13 protein-coding genes are annotated in these 17,636 nt (G+C 58.7%); 7 read left to right on the top strand and 6 right to left on the bottom strand.

What is annotated here, in order from left to right; genetic code table 11:
• Positions 1 to 274: 274 nt before the first annotated feature.
• A complete protein-coding gene (locus tag U4Z31_RS32885; RefSeq protein WP_321812560.1) occupies positions 275 to 709 on the bottom strand; it encodes a hypothetical protein in 435 nt (144 codons plus the stop codon).
• A gap of 689 nt (positions 710 to 1,398) precedes the next feature.
• On the opposite strand from U4Z31_RS32885, the gene gabP reads away from it, so the two are divergent.
• The 3 genes from gabP (at position 1,399) to U4Z31_RS32870 (ending at position 5,303) form a co-directional block, all read left to right on the top strand.
• Complete coding sequence (gabP, locus tag U4Z31_RS32880) at positions 1,399 to 2,802, top strand: GABA permease (RefSeq protein ID WP_321812559.1); 1,404 nt, start codon at positions 1,399 to 1,401, stop codon at positions 2,800 to 2,802.
• Positions 2,803 to 2,965: 163 nt separating this feature from the next.
• Complete coding sequence (locus tag U4Z31_RS32875) at positions 2,966 to 3,898, top strand: NAD(P)-dependent oxidoreductase (RefSeq protein ID WP_321812558.1); 933 nt, start codon at positions 2,966 to 2,968, stop codon at positions 3,896 to 3,898.
• 283 nt (positions 3,899 to 4,181) lie between these two features.
• A complete protein-coding gene (locus U4Z31_RS32870; RefSeq protein WP_321812557.1) occupies positions 4,182 to 5,303 on the top strand; it encodes a branched-chain amino acid ABC transporter substrate-binding protein in 1,122 nt (373 codons plus the stop codon).
• A gap of 141 nt (positions 5,304 to 5,444) precedes the next feature.
• Here U4Z31_RS32870 and U4Z31_RS32865 read toward each other — a convergent pair whose 3' ends face one another.
• Both U4Z31_RS32865 and U4Z31_RS32860 read right to left on the bottom strand, forming a co-directional pair.
• On the bottom strand, positions 5,445 to 6,557 hold the full coding sequence (locus U4Z31_RS32865; RefSeq protein ID WP_321812556.1) for a branched-chain amino acid ABC transporter substrate-binding protein: 1,113 nt from the start codon (positions 6,555 to 6,557) through the stop codon (positions 5,445 to 5,447).
• A gap of 222 nt (positions 6,558 to 6,779) precedes the next feature.
• On the bottom strand, positions 6,780 to 7,841 hold the full coding sequence (locus U4Z31_RS32860; protein ID WP_321812555.1) for a proline racemase family protein: 1,062 nt from the start codon (positions 7,839 to 7,841) through the stop codon (positions 6,780 to 6,782).
• 136 nt (positions 7,842 to 7,977) lie between these two features.
• Between U4Z31_RS32860 and U4Z31_RS32855 the strand changes: the two genes are divergently transcribed.
• The 4 genes from U4Z31_RS32855 (at position 7,978) to U4Z31_RS32840 (ending at position 11,250) form a co-directional block, all read left to right on the top strand.
• Positions 7,978 to 8,715, top strand: a complete 738-nt coding sequence (locus U4Z31_RS32855; RefSeq protein ID WP_321812554.1) for a GntR family transcriptional regulator — start codon at positions 7,978 to 7,980, stop codon at positions 8,713 to 8,715.
• Between the two features lie 424 nt (positions 8,716 to 9,139).
• The gene (locus U4Z31_RS32850; protein WP_321812553.1) at positions 9,140 to 9,865 is read left to right on the top strand and encodes a haloacid dehalogenase type II; all 726 of its coding nucleotides are present in this window, start codon (positions 9,140 to 9,142) and stop codon (positions 9,863 to 9,865) included.
• A 123-nt stretch (positions 9,866 to 9,988) separates the two neighbouring features.
• On the top strand, positions 9,989 to 10,708 hold the full coding sequence (locus U4Z31_RS32845; protein ID WP_321812552.1) for a haloacid dehalogenase type II: 720 nt from the start codon (positions 9,989 to 9,991) through the stop codon (positions 10,706 to 10,708).
• 47 nt (positions 10,709 to 10,755) lie between these two features.
• A complete protein-coding gene (locus tag U4Z31_RS32840; protein ID WP_301760572.1) occupies positions 10,756 to 11,250 on the top strand; it encodes an Lrp/AsnC family transcriptional regulator in 495 nt (164 codons plus the stop codon).
• A gap of 162 nt (positions 11,251 to 11,412) precedes the next feature.
• Here U4Z31_RS32840 and U4Z31_RS32835 read toward each other — a convergent pair whose 3' ends face one another.
• The 3 genes from U4Z31_RS32835 to U4Z31_RS32825 all read right to left on the bottom strand — a co-directional run bounded on the left by U4Z31_RS32835 (position 11,413) and on the right by U4Z31_RS32825 (position 17,548).
• Positions 11,413 to 12,885, bottom strand: a complete 1,473-nt coding sequence (locus U4Z31_RS32835) for an NAD-dependent succinate-semialdehyde dehydrogenase (protein ID WP_321812551.1) — start codon at positions 12,883 to 12,885, stop codon at positions 11,413 to 11,415.
• A gap of 89 nt (positions 12,886 to 12,974) precedes the next feature.
• Positions 12,975 to 14,375 (bottom strand): aspartate aminotransferase family protein, encoded by a 1,401-nt coding sequence (locus U4Z31_RS32830; RefSeq protein ID WP_321812550.1) that lies wholly within the window; start codon positions 14,373 to 14,375, stop codon positions 12,975 to 12,977.
• A 203-nt stretch (positions 14,376 to 14,578) separates the two neighbouring features.
• A complete protein-coding gene (locus U4Z31_RS32825) occupies positions 14,579 to 17,548 on the bottom strand; it encodes an FAD-binding and (Fe-S)-binding domain-containing protein (RefSeq protein WP_321812549.1) in 2,970 nt (989 codons plus the stop codon).
• Positions 17,549 to 17,636 lie beyond the last annotated feature (88 nt).

The following is a 17,636-nucleotide window of genomic DNA, read 5'->3' as shown; positions in this document are numbered from 1 at the left end:
GGCGTGGCGAGGCAATCAGTCGGGAAGAGGTGGGTTTCGTCGTCATCGTGTTACCTCGATCACACGCCACAGAATACGATCGCATCTCGTCTCTGGCTACTCTACTGCCCTCGAAATAGACTCGCCAGCGGTCAACGTCGGGCGTAATTTCCCCAGAAGGCACGCATCTATGCGCTGCCTGACATTCTTGATGAACTGGAGCATCCGATAAAGGGGCGATTGCCTATCCGTGGAGGTCGGGCATCGGGCATAGCGGCCGTCGTGGCAGGAGGAGTTACGCACGCACGAACTGCTGCTGTGTATTCGCGAACGAAGAGGGCCGTTCGTTGAAGGCTGCGCTACTGTCGTGGCCGCCTTGAGCGTCAAGGTCGCCAGCATGGCGATCGAAATGCAACTGAGTGGAGCACCAAATTCGAAATGCTGATACGCGGCCGAAATTCAGACTGTAGCCGAGGGAAATGATCGCGCGATGGCTCAGGAAGAACGTCGCCTCCGCAAACTTGCCGCTCGACCGCAAAAAGTCGACGGTTTCATCAACTTCGCGGCGTAGCTGGAGATTTCGGAGGGCACTGTCGAACTGAGTGCGTTTCTTGCCAAAGAGCCGCACCACATCGTCGGCTTGCATCCATAACGAGCCGCTTTCATGCCGAACCCGAATGCGCTGAGCGCTGATCGGGCAGGTGTAGGTTGATGTTCGAGATTGCTTCATTCCCGATATCTACAGAAAGAGTGTGGTTTGTCCAGGTGAGGCCGATGTCGGCAGCGATAGCCGCGATTCGAGTTACTAGCAGAGCGCGCGATCTCAACGTCGTAACGGATGCCCGACCAAAAAATCATGCGGTCAAACATGAGATGTCGAGCAGGCATATAGCTACCACGACGCGACGTTCGAAAATTTCCGACGCTTGACACTTGACCTGCTGCAGGACACGCGCTCAAGTGTATCGAGGCCGTGCAGAAGTCGATTCTGAAATCGATGCGATAAGCGACATCTGCACGGTTACATTTACCCGAGTTGCAAAATTTTCTGCTGACCGACTGTTCGATCGATATCGCGCTGTATCGATGGCTGCTGTATGCGCAGGTGCTCATCCGTGTAGTCGGTGGTCTGAGGTACCGGATTTTTGCGCATCTTGATGTAAATCTTTGACAGGACGATACGGCGAACCATTCCTATTTTGTGTAGGTATCGGCCAATTTCTGTCATTCCTAAGATGGACTCCCTCGCTGATCTCGAGGCACGCAGTTCGTTTGGCTCCGCTTTAGCGTCTCTCCGCTTATAGAAGTCAGGCCAAATTTGGTTTCGAACGTGCCGAGGTGTGCACTGACGCCGCATACCCTGCGAGATCAGCTGCGATTGAAGATGCAGGATCAGAGCAGGTTGCTATTGGAGGAGACATGGAAGTACGAACAGAGTCAGGGCTGAGTAACGGCCTCAAGCAGCGTCACGTCACCATGATGTCGATTGCTGGCGTGATCGGCGCGGGGTTGTTCGTTGGCTCGGGCCACGCAATCGCGTCGGCAGGACCGGCGGCAGTCATTGCCTACGCCATTACTGGCGCACTCATTGTCCTCGTGATGAGAATGCTGGGCGAAATGGCCACTGCTCATCCGGACAGTGGATCGTTTTCCACGTACGCCGACCGGGCCATCGGCCATTGGGCGGGTTTTACGATTGGCTGGCTGTACTGGTGGTTCTGGGTGCTCGTGATTCCAATCGAGGCGACAGCCGCTGCAACGATCCTGAACGCGTGGTTTCCCTCTGTTGCGACGTGGATCTTTGCGCTTGGCATCACAACAGTACTGACCGCCACCAACCTGTTTTCGGTCAAGAACTACGGCGAGTTCGAGTTCTGGTTTGCGCTGATCAAGGTAGTCGCGATTATCGTATTTCTATGCATCGGCGCTGCGGCGATCATGGGAATCTTCCCGCATTCGAACGTATCCGGCGCAGCACGTCTCTTCAACAACGGTGGCTTTATGCCGAACGGGATCGGCGCGGTGTTTGCTGCGATGCTCACGGTGATGTTCTCGTTCATGGGAACCGAGATCGTCACCATCGCAGCGGCCGAGTCGGATGACCCGCAGAATCAAATCGTGCGCGCGACCAACTCGGTGATCTGGCGGATCTCGCTGTTTTATCTGGGTTCTATTCTGATCGTCACGTCGATCGTGCCGTGGAACGATGCTCTGCTGCCTTCGCACGGGTCGTATCAACGCGCAATGGAGTTGATCGGAATTCCGCATGCCAAGGCAATCATCGACGTCGTTGTACTCGTGTCGGTCGCGAGCTGCTTGAACTCTGCGCTGTACACGGCATCCCGGATGATCTTTTCACTGTCCAAGCGAGGCGACGCCCCCGTGTTTCTGCGCAAGACGGACGCTGCGGGTACGCCGCGGGCCGCAGTGTTAGCGTCCACCGCATTCGGGTTTCTCACGGTGATCGCGAACTATCTGATGCCGGACTACGTGTTCAACTTTCTCCTCGCAACATCGGGTGCGATTGCGTTGTTGGTCTATCTCGTGATTGCCGTGTCGCAACTGCGTATGCGGGAGACATTGGAGGCGGGAGGTACGCGCATCCAACTGAAGATGTGGTGCTTCCCATGGTTGACGTGGCTCGTCATCGTGTTCATCTGCGGCTTGCTGATCACGATGCTGCTCCGCGACGCGCAAAGAGTGGAGGTCGCGGCAACCGGGGCGTTGGCGACTGTTGTCGTTGCTGCATCCTGGCTGAATCAGGCACGCCGAAAGAGGGACGGCGCGTCCGCAACCGTCCGGATGCCCGTCAGTTCCAGATGACGTGACCCGGCCGAAGACACACGCGATGCGCGGGGCGGTTTTCTTCGGCCGGCACGGGTACTGCCAGCGGTGTCCGCGAGCCGCGCGAAGCTAACTGGGTGATGGCATTACGCATCGTCATGCGGCGTACCTGGCCGAACTCATGCGAGGCTGCAATTTTGCGATGAAGAAGGTATTTATCGACTGTACTGCGGACCTGCGGGCGGTGATCGACGAGCACGGTTTGCGAGTCCCGGAAGGCATGGAGATACGGGACGGCTCGTGCGATAGCCGCGAGATGTCCGAATGGTGCAGGGGAGCGACCGTCGTTCTGGTCGAACACACGTCGATTCCGGACGAGATGCTGGTCAACAACACTTCGCTGCGCGAGATCGTCTTTATGGGGACGGGCTCGGCAAGCTACATCAATCTGGAACTCGCCGACCGGGCCGGGATTTCTGTTTCAACCGTGTCGGAATATGCCGACCGCGCAGTGGCGGAACACGCCATTGCGTTGATGTTCGCCGGCGCTCGAAGGGTGACCGACATGGATCGCGACATTCGTCTCGGTCGATGGGCGCCGTTGTCAGGCATGCAGTTGCAGGGCAAGCGCCTTGCCGTAATTGGTCTTGGTGGAATCGGGACGGCTGTTGCGCAGCTTGCCGAATCGATCGGCATGCATGTATTGGGCTGGAATCGAACCGCACGCAACGTCAGCTTCTATTGCCCGGACATCCGACAAGTGCTGCAGGGCGCTGACGTTGTGACTGTCCACGTTACGCTGAATGAGCAAACTCGCGGATTCCTTGATCGTGAACTGCTGTCATTGCCGAAGCGAGGCTTCCTTCTTGTCAATACGGCACGGGCAGCGGTTCTCGATCGCCTTGCCTTCCAGGACGGGCTTGCCAGTGGGCAGATTGGCTATGCATCCGTCGATGTTTTTGACGAAGAACCGCTACCGTCCGGCGATTGGTTGCGTTCACAGCCAAACGTCACGATGACTGCTCATGCGGCATATATGACGACGGAAGCGTATTGCAGCTTGTGGCAAAAGACATTAGCCCACGTGGACCGAATTGAAGCATTCGGCGCGACGTCGCAACGGTCGCCGCGCTAGCTCCGAGATCTACGCCACTCCCGGATCTGAAGCAAGCGGTCTGTTGGCATGCGATGTCGACGCCACCGGGGGAGCTGTCTGATTTCTCGATAAAACAGACAATTTTCACCTCCTCGCGTGTTGCTACATGCGATATCGAAATGTCCCCCGATTTTCATACGTTGTAGAGGATGGTTCGTCGAAATTGGCTACCTATGCTCGAAGCCGCTGGACGATGCGACCTCTGCCATATCAGGAAATGAGGCGCGAGAGCCAGCTTTCCCTTGATGAGGTGAGGTAGCTAATGAAAATGCAACTCAAAACCGTATTTGCACTGTCGGCGCTCGCATGTGCCGTCGCAGCGCATGCAGAGGTGGTCAAGATCGGCGTGGCGGGTCCGTTGACGGGTGCGCAGGCGCTGTTCGGGAAGGACAACGAGCGCGGTGTGAGGCTCGCGATTGACGACCTCAACGCGTCGAACCTCAAGATCAACGGACAACCCGTCAAGTTCGAGTTGCTCTCGGAAGACGACCAGGCGGATCCCAAGACCGGGATGTCGATTGCCCAGAAGCTTGTCGATTCGGGCGTCAAGGCCGTCATCGGCCACTACAACTCCGGCGTGATGATTCCTGCCGATAGCATCTATAACAACGCACACATCCCGGTCATCACGGGCGCCGCGTCGAATCCGGCCATCACGGCAGCCGGCCTGCCGTACGTTTTCCGCCTGGCCGCGAACGACAACGTGATGGGTGCGCGAATGGCCGAGTTCGCACACAATCAGCTCAAGGCCAAAAAGGTTGCGGTGATTGATGACCGGACGGCGTACGGATCGGGCGTTGCTGACGTCTTCGTGGCAACGGCGAAGAAGCTGGGAATGACTGTTACGACTCGCGAGTTCGCGACCGATAAGTCGGTCGACTTTACTGCGATTCTGAACAAGATCAAGGGAACGAAGCCGGACGCGGTCTTCTATGGCGGGTACTACGCACAAGCTGCAACTGTCGGCCGCCAGTCGCGACAACTTGCGCTCGACGCCCCGATTCTTGGCGGCGACGGGATCTGCTCGGTCGAACTGCCCAAGCTGGCCGGCGGCGCACTCGACGGGCGCGGCTACTGCGCTCAAGGTGGCCTGCCGCTTGAACAACTGGCAAAGGGCCCGGAATTTGCGGCTCGTTACACCAAGGAGTTTGGTGGCAAAGCCGACATCTACTCGCCGGCGTTCTATTCCGCGACGATGCTCGTCGCTGACGCAATGAAGCGAGCCAACTCGACCGATCCCGTGAAATTCGTTCCGCTGTTGAAGAAGGATACGTTCTCGACGCTTGTCGGAACGGTACGCTTCGACGCATCTGGCGAATGGGTGAATGCACCGGTGACGCTCTACAAGATCGTCGACGGAAAGCTCAATCAGATCCAGCAGTAACCCGATCTATCTCAGCGGATACGGATAGATGTCTGCGAACAACTGGTGATGGTCTGAGCTGACGCAGACCGTGCAACTTCAGTCGAAACGGACCTGCTCGTCCATACGAGGCAGGTCCGTTCCGTATTCGACGTCCGGCAATCAGTAGGCGGTGAGCTGACTGTTGCGGAATGTGTAGACGGTGGTCGGTGCGCCCTTCAGGTTTCCGTTGGCATCGAACGCGTAATGACCAGCGATACCATCGTAGTTCATGCCGGCCAAATACGCGCGAATCTTCGTTCGATCGGTTGTTGTTCCGGTGGCTTGCATCGCTTTGGCCAACATCATCGTGCCATCGTAGAAGTTGGCAGCGTACACCAGCATATCGACGTGATACGTGGCTTTGTAGCGCTGGATAAATGCGCGGCCAATGTCCGTTTTGTCGAGAGCCGAGCCGCCTTGCGCGCAGTACACATCTGCTGCTGCATCGCCTGCGAGCTGGGCGAGTTCTGCCGAACAAATTCCGTCCCCGCCCAACAGTTTCGACGTCATCGCGATGGCACGCATCTGTTTGAGCATCGGTCCGGCTTGAGCGGAGTAGCCACCGTAGAAGATTGCGTCAGGCATTTTCTGCTTCAGATTAGACAGGATCGCCTTGAAATCCACCGCGTTGGAGCTCGTATACTCGCGACCCACCACATTGAGACCGAGTTTCTTCGCTTCATTGAGGAATTCTTCCGCGATGCCTTGACCGTAGGCAGTGCGATCGTCAACCACTGCTACTTTCTTCGCCTTCAGCACCTTAAAGGCGAAATCTGCCATCGAGCCACCCAGCTGGGCGTCGCTCGCGCCGATCCGGAATATGTTGTTGAAACCTTGAGTGGTTAGCGCCGGATTCGATGCGACGGGGAGTAGGGCCAGGCCGGCCTGGTGATAGATTCGTGAGGCAGGAATCGCTACGCCGGAGTTGTTCGGTCCGAGTACTGCCAGGGCGGCACTGTCCGCGAGTTTTTGGGCAATCTGCACGCCGATTTTCGGGTCGCCCTGATCATCTTCGGACGCGAGTTTCAGGGTCACCTTCTGACCCGATACGACGAGGCCCTTCGTATTGACGTCGATGATCGCAAGCTTCGCGCCGTTTTCGTTGTCCTTGCCGCTGCCTGCTTGACCGCCGGTCAATGGGCCCGATAATCCGATTGTGACAGTCGTATCAGCAAAGACGAACGCCGACGCAGCGCAGATAGCGCACGCAGCCACCACTTGTTTCAGTTTCATGCTATCTCCTACATCGTATCGATCAATAGGGCGAGTGAGTAAACTGCGGCATGTCGCCCGGGCATGCCTACCGCCTTTCACACCGGCCACCAAACCCGCGGCTTGAGCCGAGACACGGTGATCTCGGTTTCCATTTCTGGAAGGAAAAGTACGTCTAAAAATAAGGATGACGAATCAATAAGATGAAAGATGCTCACCTTGGACAGAGGAGTGAGACGAGTGCTACTTGCGAGACTTGATCAGCTTGTTGTCGACTGCTTCGAGCCAGGTGTCAGACAGGGTAAAGCCGGTTTGGAATCGGTCGCTTGGGTCCACCCCTACCTGTGAGATTGCACTGATCCATGCTTGCCCTGAAACCACGGGCACTACTGCGGGCACATCGCCCAACGTCGTAAGCGAATCGATCCGGCTCTCGAACAACGAGCCGATGATGGATTCGTGCACGAACGGTTCTCCCACTGCGATCTGGCCTTTTGCATGCATTACCGAGAGTCGCGCGGACGTGCCGGTGCCGCATGGCGACCGATCACAGCGGCCAGGCGAGACGATAACTGTGTTGCGAGACTTCAGTACGCCGTTCTCGCGTCTCAGCGGCAAAACAAACTCAGTTTGCGTGATGCCCTTGATGAGCGGATTGAGCGGGTGGGGCGATGGAAGTTGTTCGGCGGCAGCGGCTTTGATGGTCTGGCCGAGTTCGCACAGGTCTCGAGCCTCATCGGGTGTGATTTGAAAGCCGAGTGCTTCGGCGTCGACGATGACGTAGGTCATGCCGCCGTAACCGACGTCGACTTTCAGCGTACCGACACCAGCAACTTCGATCATCTTGTCGAGATGATTCGCAAAGGCCGGCTGATTGGTGAATTCGACCTTCGTCACCTTGCCATTCGCACACTCACAGCGGACATTGATTAGGCCAGCCGGTGCTTCGAGCACAAGGTTGGTGACCGGTTCAGTCATCGGAAGGATGCCGGTTTCAAGCAGGACGGTCGCTACACACATCGTGTTCGACCCCGACATAGCCGGATATTCGGTCGATTCTGCAATCACATAACCCATGTGCGCTCGCGAGTCGGTGGCCGGCAGGATGATGTTGACGCTTTGATTGGCGGAGCCACGCGGTTCAAAGATACAAATGCGGCGCACATGGTCGAGTTGCTCCTCGAAATGCATCATCTTTTCGAACATCGTGGCGCCGGGTACATCGAATATGCCGCCCGTCACCACGTTGCCGACTTCTCCCTCTGCATGACAGTTGACCACTGTCATCGTCTTATTCCAGCGCATGCGGATCTCCTCAGTTGGTTGCGCTTTACATCGGATACTGCAGATTGTATCCAATATGCTGGACTCATTTTTTTGTGTCAAGCGGTGCGTCTATGGCATGATGTGGCCGTCACGTATCCCACCCTATACAAGTCTCATGCAGGATTCATCGGACGTAACCGGGCATCTTCCGCCGCGCCAAGCATCGGGCAAGCTTGTACGGTCGACCACTGTTGACTTGGTACTCGAAGCGATACGCGGGCGGATCCTGCGCGGCGAATTGGCGCCGGGTGACGCACTTCGCCAAGAGGCGCTCGCGGACGAACTCGGAGTCAGTCGCGTCCCGGTGCGCGAAGCCATCACGCGGCTGCAAGGAGAGGGGCTCGTCACGATCATTCCGCATAAGGGGGCGTACGTTTGCGGTATTTCTGTCGAGGAAGTGCGTGAGACGTTCGAGATCCGTCTCCGTCTGGAGCCCTGGATCTTTTCGCGTGCGATACCTGCTACCGACGAGCAGACACTCGCTGCAGCGCTTGGGCTAGTGGATCAGATGGACTCGGCGACGGAAACGACATGGGGAGCACTGAACTGGCGCTTTCATGAAACGCTATACGCGCCGTCAGGGTTGGAGCTGGCCATTGAAACGCTGCGTCGTCTGAATGACCGGAACGAGCGCTACTTTCGCTTTCAGGTCGTCAACGTTCCGATCCGTGAAAACACGCGACGCGAACACATTGAAATGGTGGAAATGTGTCGCGCACGCGATGTGCGCGGCGGCGCTCGCTTGCTGCGTGAACACTTGCAGCGGGCCATGGACCAGATTGTCGGCGTCGCCGACCGGCTGCATGCCCAGCGAAGTGACGCTGCTAGTGAAGGACGAGGCAAGCGCGGCTAGTCATCCAGAAGTCGCGAAACGAGGTCAGTCTCGTACGATTCGTCATCGTGCTCGCGGTCTCTCCGCGGTGCCAATCACGTCCGATTTCGCGTCCTTTCCTACGACAGTATCGAACGGTATTCAGATCTTGCCGGTTTGGGGTATCGAGTCGCCGACGCGAATCGCGATTGGCATGATGAATGTCCTCCCTTCATGACGATCCTCAGGTTTTCGGAACTTCTCGTCGTCGACTCAGGATCATTGCGGTTGCCGAACCGCAGTCGAGTCTTCGGTGCTCGATTCGAGCGGAGCGCCGCGGAAGATTCTGCTGATCGCGTTCTCCTGCGCGGCAGAGGCTGCTGAAGCCGGGGGCAACATAAGTAACGGTTACTGAGCACGCTCAATAGACTATGTCTTACTCACCAACCAACAAGGAGGAGTAACCGTGAAACTGACCGACTTCGATACACTGACTTTCGACTGCTACGGCACGCTGATCGACTGGGAAACCGGCATCTTCGAGGGGCTGCGGCCCCTGCTGGACCGTGTCAAACCGGCACTGACGCGCGACCAAGTGCTCGAGGCGCATGCGCGTCACGAGTCGTCGCAGCAGCTCTACACGCCGGCGAAGCGCTACCAGGACCTGCTCCCGATCGTGTACAAGCGTCTGGCCGAAGAATGGCAAGTGCCGTTCACGCACGAGGAATGCGTCGCGTACGGTAAGTCGGTGCAGAACTGGCCGGCGTTCGAGGATACGGCCGGCGCGCTCCAGTACCTGAAGAAGTACTACAAGCTGGTGATTCTGTCGAACATCGACAACGAGAGCTTCACGTACAGCAATGCGAAGCTCCAGGTGGAATTCGATGCGATCATCACCGCCGAAGACGTTGGCTCGTACAAGCCGTCGCCGCGGAACTTCGAGTACATGCTCGACAAGCTCGGGGCACGTGGCATCAAGGCGGACAAGATCCTGCACACCGCGGAAAGCCTGTTCCACGACCACAAGCCGGCGAACGCGTTCGGGCTTGCTTCGTGCTGGATCTATCGCCGTCACTCGCAACCCGGCTTCGGCGCGACGATGAACCCGGGCGAGCAGCCGACCGTGAATTTCCGCTTCAACAGCATGGCAGAACTCGCGAAGGCGCACCAGGAAGCGCTGCTGCAGAAGTAAGCAACCCCGTCGTTGCCGGCGATGGCGCCGGCGCGATCCAACTCCGCGCCGACTCCGGCGCGGAGGCATTTCCGGGCGTGGTATTGTCCGCGTGAACCGGAATATTCCGTTAAGGAGTCGTTCATGCGGTTGACGGATTTCAAGGCCCTGACATTCGATTGTTACGGCACCTTGATCGACTGGGAGTCGGGCATCGTTGCAGGTTTGGCGCCGTTGGTCTCATTGGTGGGCCGGCCATTGACTCGTGACGAGGTACTGGAAGCGCACGCGCGCCACGAGTCGTATCAGCAGCGCGCGACACCGGACATGCCGTACAACCGCCTGCTCGAGGTGGTGTACAAGAGACTTGCAGAAGAGTGGGGGGTGAGCTACACCCATGAAGAGGCGGTCGAATACGGGCGCTCCGTCCGCGACTGGTCTGCCTTTCCAGACTCAGCAAGCACGCTTCAGTATCTGAAGAAGTACTTTAAGCTTGTCGTCATATCGAACGTCGATAACGACAACTTCGCTTTCAGTCAGGCCAAGCTGCACGTGCCTTTCGATGCCGTCGTCACGGCAGAGGACGTCGGCAGCTACAAGCCATCGAACCGAAATTTCGAGTACATGCTTGACGTATTGTCGACGCTTGGCGTGCAGAAACATGAGGTACTGCATGTCGCGGACAGCATGTACCACGACCACGAGCCGGCAAATCGGCTCGATATTCGCTCGTGCTGGATTCATCGGCGTTTCGAGCAACGCGGACTCGGCGCCACAGCCCGCACGCTCGCCGAACCGACTGTCGACTTCAAGTTCACCAGCATGGCACAGTTCGTCAAGGCGCATCACGAAGAGCTTTCCTAAACCCGACAGGACAGCTCGTTTGCACGCCGACTCGAGAGCAGAACGATATGAGCAACCGACCCAAACTCGACCGGATCGACATCAAAATCCTCGCGGAGCTGCAGAGGAACGGCAACATTACGAACGCCAACCTTGCTGCTGCCGTGGGTCTTTCGGCGAGCCCATGCCTTCAGCGCGTCAAGCGCCTCGAAGCCACCGGCGTGATTTCGGGGTACGGCGCGCACATCAACGTCGCGAAGTTGACGAGTACGGTGTCCGTGTTCACGGAAATCATGCTACATGATCATCGCCGCGAAGACTTCGTCCGCTTCGAGGCGAATCTGCGCGATTTCGACGAGATCACCGAATGTCACCTGGTCAGCGGCGGGTACGACTACCTGCTCAAGTTCGTGGTCAAGGACATCGGGCACTATCAGGACGTGATAGAACGACTGCTCGACCGTAACCTCGGCATCGAAAAGTACTTCAGCTATATCGTGATTCGCTCGCCGTTCGCAAAGCATGGCGTACCGCTTGAGAAATTGCTGGCCGACGAGGACTGACCAGGTCCGGCGAACATTGCCGTTCTCTGGTTCCGCCGTAGTCGGTGCCCCTTTCTTCTCCCCGTCGTCAATCTAGCGGTCTCTCAGGTTCTTTCTGCACCTTATGCAAGTAGCCGGCATAGCGGGTGCCATGCCGACTGCTCGCCTATATGAGCGCAGCGATCAATCCAGATTGCCTTGGCAGAGGTACTTGATCGACAGGTAGTCGTCGAGACCGTACTTCGAGCCTTCGCGGCCGTAGCCGGATTCTTTGACACCGCCGAACGGGGCGGCTTCGCTCGCAACGGCTCCCTCATTGACGCCGATCACGCCGGCTTCCAGTTTGCGCCCGACTCTGTCGATGCGCCGCACATCCTGGGTATAAAAATATGCGGCGAGGCCAAACGGCGTGTCGTTCGCGAGGCGAATGACCTCGTCTTCATCCTCGAATCGGAAGAGCGGCGCGACGGGGCCGAAGGTCTCTTCGCAGCACACCAGCATGTCCTGATTAGCGCCGATCAGAACGGTCGGGGCATAGTAGTTGGGGCCCAGTTCCGTGAGCCGGCGGCCACCGACCATCACGGTTGCGCCATGGGCCACGGCATCCTCGACGTGGCGGGCGATCTTGTCGATCGCGCGCTGGTTGATCATCGGCCCGATTTGCGACTGCGAGTCGCTCGCCGGCGCGACCTTCAATGCACCAACACGCTTGCTCAACAGGTCGGCGAAGCGGTCGTACACGTTCGCGTGAACGTATACGCGGTTCGGGCAAACACAGGTCTGCCCGCCGTTGCGGAACTTGGCAGCCATCAGGCCGGTGACGGCAGCGTCGAGGTCCGCATCGTCGAAGACGATGAACGGCGCGTTACCGCCGAGTTCGAGCGACAGCTTCTTCAGCGTACCGGCAGATTCCCGTGCGAGGTGCTTGCCGACGGCAGTCGAACCGGTGAACGTGATCTTGCGGACGCGATCGTCGGCCAGCCAGTCGGCGACCGCAGCGATCCCTTCATCCCGCGCCGCGACGATCATGTTCAGTACGCCGTCCGGTACGCCGGCTTCCTGCGCCAATGCCGCCAGGGCCAGGGCGGTGAGCGGTGTGTCTTCGGCCGGCTTCGCCACCACCGTGCAACCTGCAGCAAGTGCGGGCGCGATCTTGCGAGCGATCATTGCGAGCGGGAAGTTCCACGGCGTGATCGCTGCGACGACGCCGACGGGCTCCTTGACAGCGCTCATGCGTTTGCCGCGCTGCTGTTGAGGAATGATGTCGCCATAAACACGGGTCGCTTCGTCGGCGAACCACGCGACGTACGACGCACCGTAGGCTACCTCGCCGCGGCTCTCGGTCATCGGCTTGCCTTGCTCCATCGACATGAGCGTTGCGAGATCTTCGGTGTTCTGGACGATGAGCGCGTGCCAGCGGCGCAGAATCTCAGCGCGCTCGCGCGGAAGACGATCACGCCATTGCGGGAACGCTTTGGCCGCGGCATCGGTCGCCGCACGTGCATCGGCTGCCGCACTGTTGGCGACTTCCGCGATGAGCTCGCCGGATGCGGGATTGCTGATCGAATAGCGTGCCTTGTCGGACGCGTCGACCCATTGGCCGCCGATCAGGTTTTGCCGGCGAAGCAGTTCGCCGCGGGTGAGTGTCAACGACATCTTTATCTCCTTCAAATGGGTCCTCCGGGCGGTTCACGCTTTGCGCTTGCCGCCGCGGCGGATTGGGTATCGCGAGGTACGGGGCGATATCAGGCCGGGATCGCTTGCTTGCTGCGAAGTGCCGCGCGGACATCCTGTTGGTCGAGGACATCGTCGAGTGTCTTGCGGACTCGTTCGACCATCTGCTCGATCTCGTTTTGCGAGTAGCAGAGTGCCGGCGCGAAACCGAGGATGTTGTCGCCGAATGCGCGGAAGATCACCTTGTTGCGGTAAGCAGCTTCGAAGATGCGATTTGCCAGATCGAGCGACGGATCGAAGCGGGTGCGCTTCTCCTTGTCCGCGACGAGTTCGACTGCGCCGAGCAGACCTCGGTGACGCGAATCTCCCACGAGCGGATGGTCGAGAAGACTGTCGAGTCCTGCGGCGAAATGCGGCGCTTGTGCGACACCATTCGCGAGCAGACCGCCTTCGGTGTACAGGCGAAGCACTTCAAGCCCGATGGCGGCGCTGACCGGGTGGGCAGAGTAAGTCTGACCATGCCCGACCGCATCGGATCGCTTGCCGCCATCCGCGATTCCCTGGTAGACCTGATCCGACATCAAGACGGCACCCATGGGTGCGTAGCCGGCGGTAAGCCCCTTCGCGACGGTCATGAGATCGGGTGCAACGTCTTCTGCCTCACACGCGAACATGGGACCCGTACGACCGAATGCCGTGATCACTTCGTCCGCAACAAACAGGATGTCCAGTTCTCGGCAGGCCTTCCGCATTGCCTTTAACCAGCCCTTCGGCGGCACAATCACTCCGCCGGACCCTTGCACAGGTTCGCAGAAGAAGGCTGCGACGTTGTTCGGACCGATTTCAGCCACTTTGGCTTGGAGCGCGGCGACAGACGCGGCAATGATTGCGGCGGGATCGTCAGGCGTGCCGCTCCGATAGAGGTAGGGCGACGGAATGTGATGCTGAACCGCGAGCGGTACGTCGAAGTTCCGATGGAAGCTGGCGATGGCAGTAAGGCCGGCGCCGATCGACGACGATCCGTGGTACCCGCGCTCGAGTGCGATGAAGTGCTTCTTCGTCGGACGGCCGATTGCGTTGTAGTAGTGGGTAATGAACCGAATGGCCGAATCGACGGCGTCCGAGCCACCGAGCGAAAAATAGACGTGCTTGAGCGATGCCGGAGCCAGTTCGACCAGCCGCTGGGCCAGCTTGATCGCCGGTTCGGAGGCGAAATGGAAATAGCCGGTCGCGTAGGGCAGGCGCGTCATTTGTTCCATCGCCGCCTTGACGATGCTTTCCTGCCCATAGCCTGTATTCACACACCACAGACCCGCGAACGCGTCGAGCAGTTCATTGCCATCTGCGTCGCGAAGCCAGGCACCTTTACCCGATTCGAGAATCGTGGCGCCGCGATCTTCGTGAGCGCGATAGTTGACGACCGGATGAATCAGATGCTTGCGATCCGATTCGATGAGTGCCGAGATTGACATGATGGTCCTCGTAAAAGATGGTTGCAGCTGTGCATTCAATGCTACGCAACGGATGCAACGGAAACACCGTGCGAATTACATACTTGGAAGCAGAAACAGCTCAATTGGGGGCCCGGCGCAGTACTTCCTTTGGTCAGGTCCGGCGACCGCTTTTGTCGGCTTCGGAAAAGAGCGGTGCGGCATCCGCCGGAACCTGATGAGATTCATACCTGCTCTGTTTTTTTGTCTTGTGCCGATGAGACAGTCACTTCGGACGAGGTGGCGCGCGCATCCAGCCATTGCGCCAGATGAACTGCTTTCTTCCCAGTCGTATTGCGAATCTGCGAGCGGCAGCTGAAACCGTCGGTGATGATGACGGCATCGCTGTCGAGGGCATTGATGGCAGGAACGAGTTCAGACTCCGCAACCGACTTCGCGATATCAGCGGTACGAGTGTGGTAGCCATACGCGCCCGCCATGCCGCAGCAGCCAGTGGCGAGAACGGTTCCTGATTTGGTCGCTTCTTTCAGTAGCTGGGATTCAGCTTGCATTCCACCGCAAGCCTTCTGGTGGCAGTGGCCGTGCACGTGGACGTCCTCGTCGAGCTGCGGAATATCCACACCATTCGATTGCAGCAGTTCCGCAAGCGTCTTGACGGACGCGGAAAGCGCTTTGGCCCGCTCGTCAGTGGGGAACAATGCACGAAGTTCGTCGCGGAAAACGGAAAGGCAGCTAGGTTCGAGCACGACCACCGGAATGCGCGAAGCAATCACGTCAGACAGGCCTTCCATGATTTCTTCGATATTGCGTCGAGCCAGATCGAGCAGTCCCGAGTCGTACAGCGGGCGACCGCAGCAAACGTGTTTGCGGAGCAACCGAACGTCGAAACCATGCGACTCGAGAACACGGACAGCGGCTTCCAGTACGTCCGGTGAGAAGCCGTTATTGAACGTGTCGGTCCACAGCAGAACTGGTGTACCGGTGGCGAGTTCGCTAGTCTTCTGTCCGGAAAGCAGGTCCCTCGCAGTGTGGCTGTTTCGGAAGCTCGTCCGAGCAATCGCCGGAAAGCGTACGTCGGGCGCCAATCCAGCACTCGCACCGAGCTTCCGGAACGCGCGATTGCGCATCAGCATGTTGGCAATTCCACTGACGTGGGTGGCAACAGGTAGCCACGTGCCGATGCGCCCGATCATGGCGTCCATGAGCGGGCGCCGCTTTTTCTTGAAGTACTCGTACAGGAATTGACTCTTGTACTTCGCGATGTCCACATGAGTGGGGCAGTCGCTGCGACAGCCTTTACACGCGAGGCAGTGATCCAGCGAATCCTTGACGGCTTCGCTTTGCCAGCCATCCTCAATGACTTCTCCCTTGAGCAACTCGAACAGGAGCCGAGCGCGACCGCGTGTGGAGTACTTCTCTTCTCGTGTTGCTCGGAAGCTGGGGCACATTGTGCCGCCCTCCAGCGATCGGCACTTCCCCATTCCAATGCAGCGTTCGGTTGCGCGTGCGAACGTGTCGGGACGAGCAATGTCACCGAAGGTCATCGGGCTGGCATGGTCGACGCGTCGATAGGTCGGGCCAAGGCGAAGATTCTGATCGACGGGCATGGCGTCGATGAGCTTGCCAGGGTTCATCTTGCCGCGCGGGTCCCAGATGGCCTTGAATTCGCGGAACGCTTCCATCAATTCCGGGGAGTACATCAGCGACAACAGTTCGCCTTTCGCTTGCCCGTCACCGTGCTCGCCGGACAGTGAGCCTTCGTATTTGACAACCAGTTGGGCTGCCTCGACGAGGAAGCGGCGCCAGGTCTGAACACCTTCGGCATTGCGCAAGTCGAACGTGATGCGCGAGTGAATGCAACCGTCTCCAAAGTGACCGTAGAGATTGGTCGTATAGCCGTACCGGTCGACGAGCGCGGAGAATTCGCGCAGGTATGCACCCAGCAAACGCGGTTCGACTGCTGCATCCTCCCAGCCGACCACCGGGTCCGGCTTGGAAGGATCGTTACCGATCGACGTTGCGGATGCTCCGGTTTCGCGGATCGACCACAGCCGACGCATCAACTGCGCATCGGCGACCACGCGGACGGACGGCTGGCCGGCGAACGTTAGCGCAAGCGAAGCTGCGCGTTCGGCAAGCGCGATACATTCGTTGGCATCGGTTGAGCCGAACTCGACCATCAACCATGCGCTTCCTGCCGGCAGTTCGGCGATGTCGTTGAGTGCGAGACCGCGTTCGGTCAGACCGCCGATGATGCCCGTGTCCAGCCCTTCCATTGCGATCGGCCCAAGCGGGAGAAGCTGCGGGACACAGTCCGCCGCATCAAAGATCGTCGGGAACCCGAATACCGTCACCACGCGGTGGGTCGGGTTGGTCACCAGCTTGGTTGTCGCGCGCAACACTGTCGCGCAGGTTCCCTCAGAGCCGACCAGCGCGCGCGCGATGTTGAAACCGTTCTCGGGCAACAGCTGGTCAAGGCTGTAGCCGGAAACACGGCGCTTCAACTTGGGGAAGCCTTCACGAATCGCGTCACCGTAGCGCTCGACGAGATTCTTGAGCTGTCTGACGATTTCCGCGCGACGGCCGCCAGCGGCAAGGTGTGCATTGAACGCCGATTCGTCGGTGGGCCCGACCCAGAAGCATTCTCCGTCGTAAGTCAGGATTTCCAGGGACTCGATGTTCTCGGCAGTCTTGCCAGCCATTACAGAGTGTGCACCGCACGAGTTATTGCCAATCATCCCGCCGAGCGTGCAGCGGCTGTGCGTGGCCGGATCCGGACCGAAGGTCAGTCCAACCTTGGCTGCCGAGTGCTTCAGTTGATCGCAGATAACACCGGGCTGGATGGTCGCAATGCGGGCATCGACATCGATCTGTTCGATCGTTGTCAGATACTTCGATGAGTCGATGACCACGGCATAGTTGACCGATTGGCCACACATCGACGTGCCGGCACCGCGAGGCAGAACGGGAACATCGGCTGCAGCACATGCGCGCATGATCTGGACGACATCGTCGACCGATCGAGGTATGACGACGCCGATCGGTACCTGACGGTAGTTGGACGCCTCCGACGCGTAGGCTGCGCGCGACCCGGCATCGAAGCGTACTTCAGCTTCTGTCGTGCGCTCGAGCGTTTGCTGAAGGGCGAGGAGGGTGTTGAGGTCGTGGCGAGTGGCCGCGGTACCGGAAGTCATCGAATCACGCCTAATCGGAAGTCGCATTTCAAGGGGCAAACATGGCCGTCATGCTGATACCGAGCAAAAGCCGGTGCATTCCGGACGT

This window comes from Burkholderia sp. BCC1985 (assembly GCF_905339915.1).
Lineage (GTDB): Bacteria > Pseudomonadota > Gammaproteobacteria > Burkholderiales > Burkholderiaceae > Burkholderia.
The sequence above is the reverse complement of the archived record's forward strand: the minus strand, read 5'-3'. Positions and strand labels throughout refer to the sequence as shown.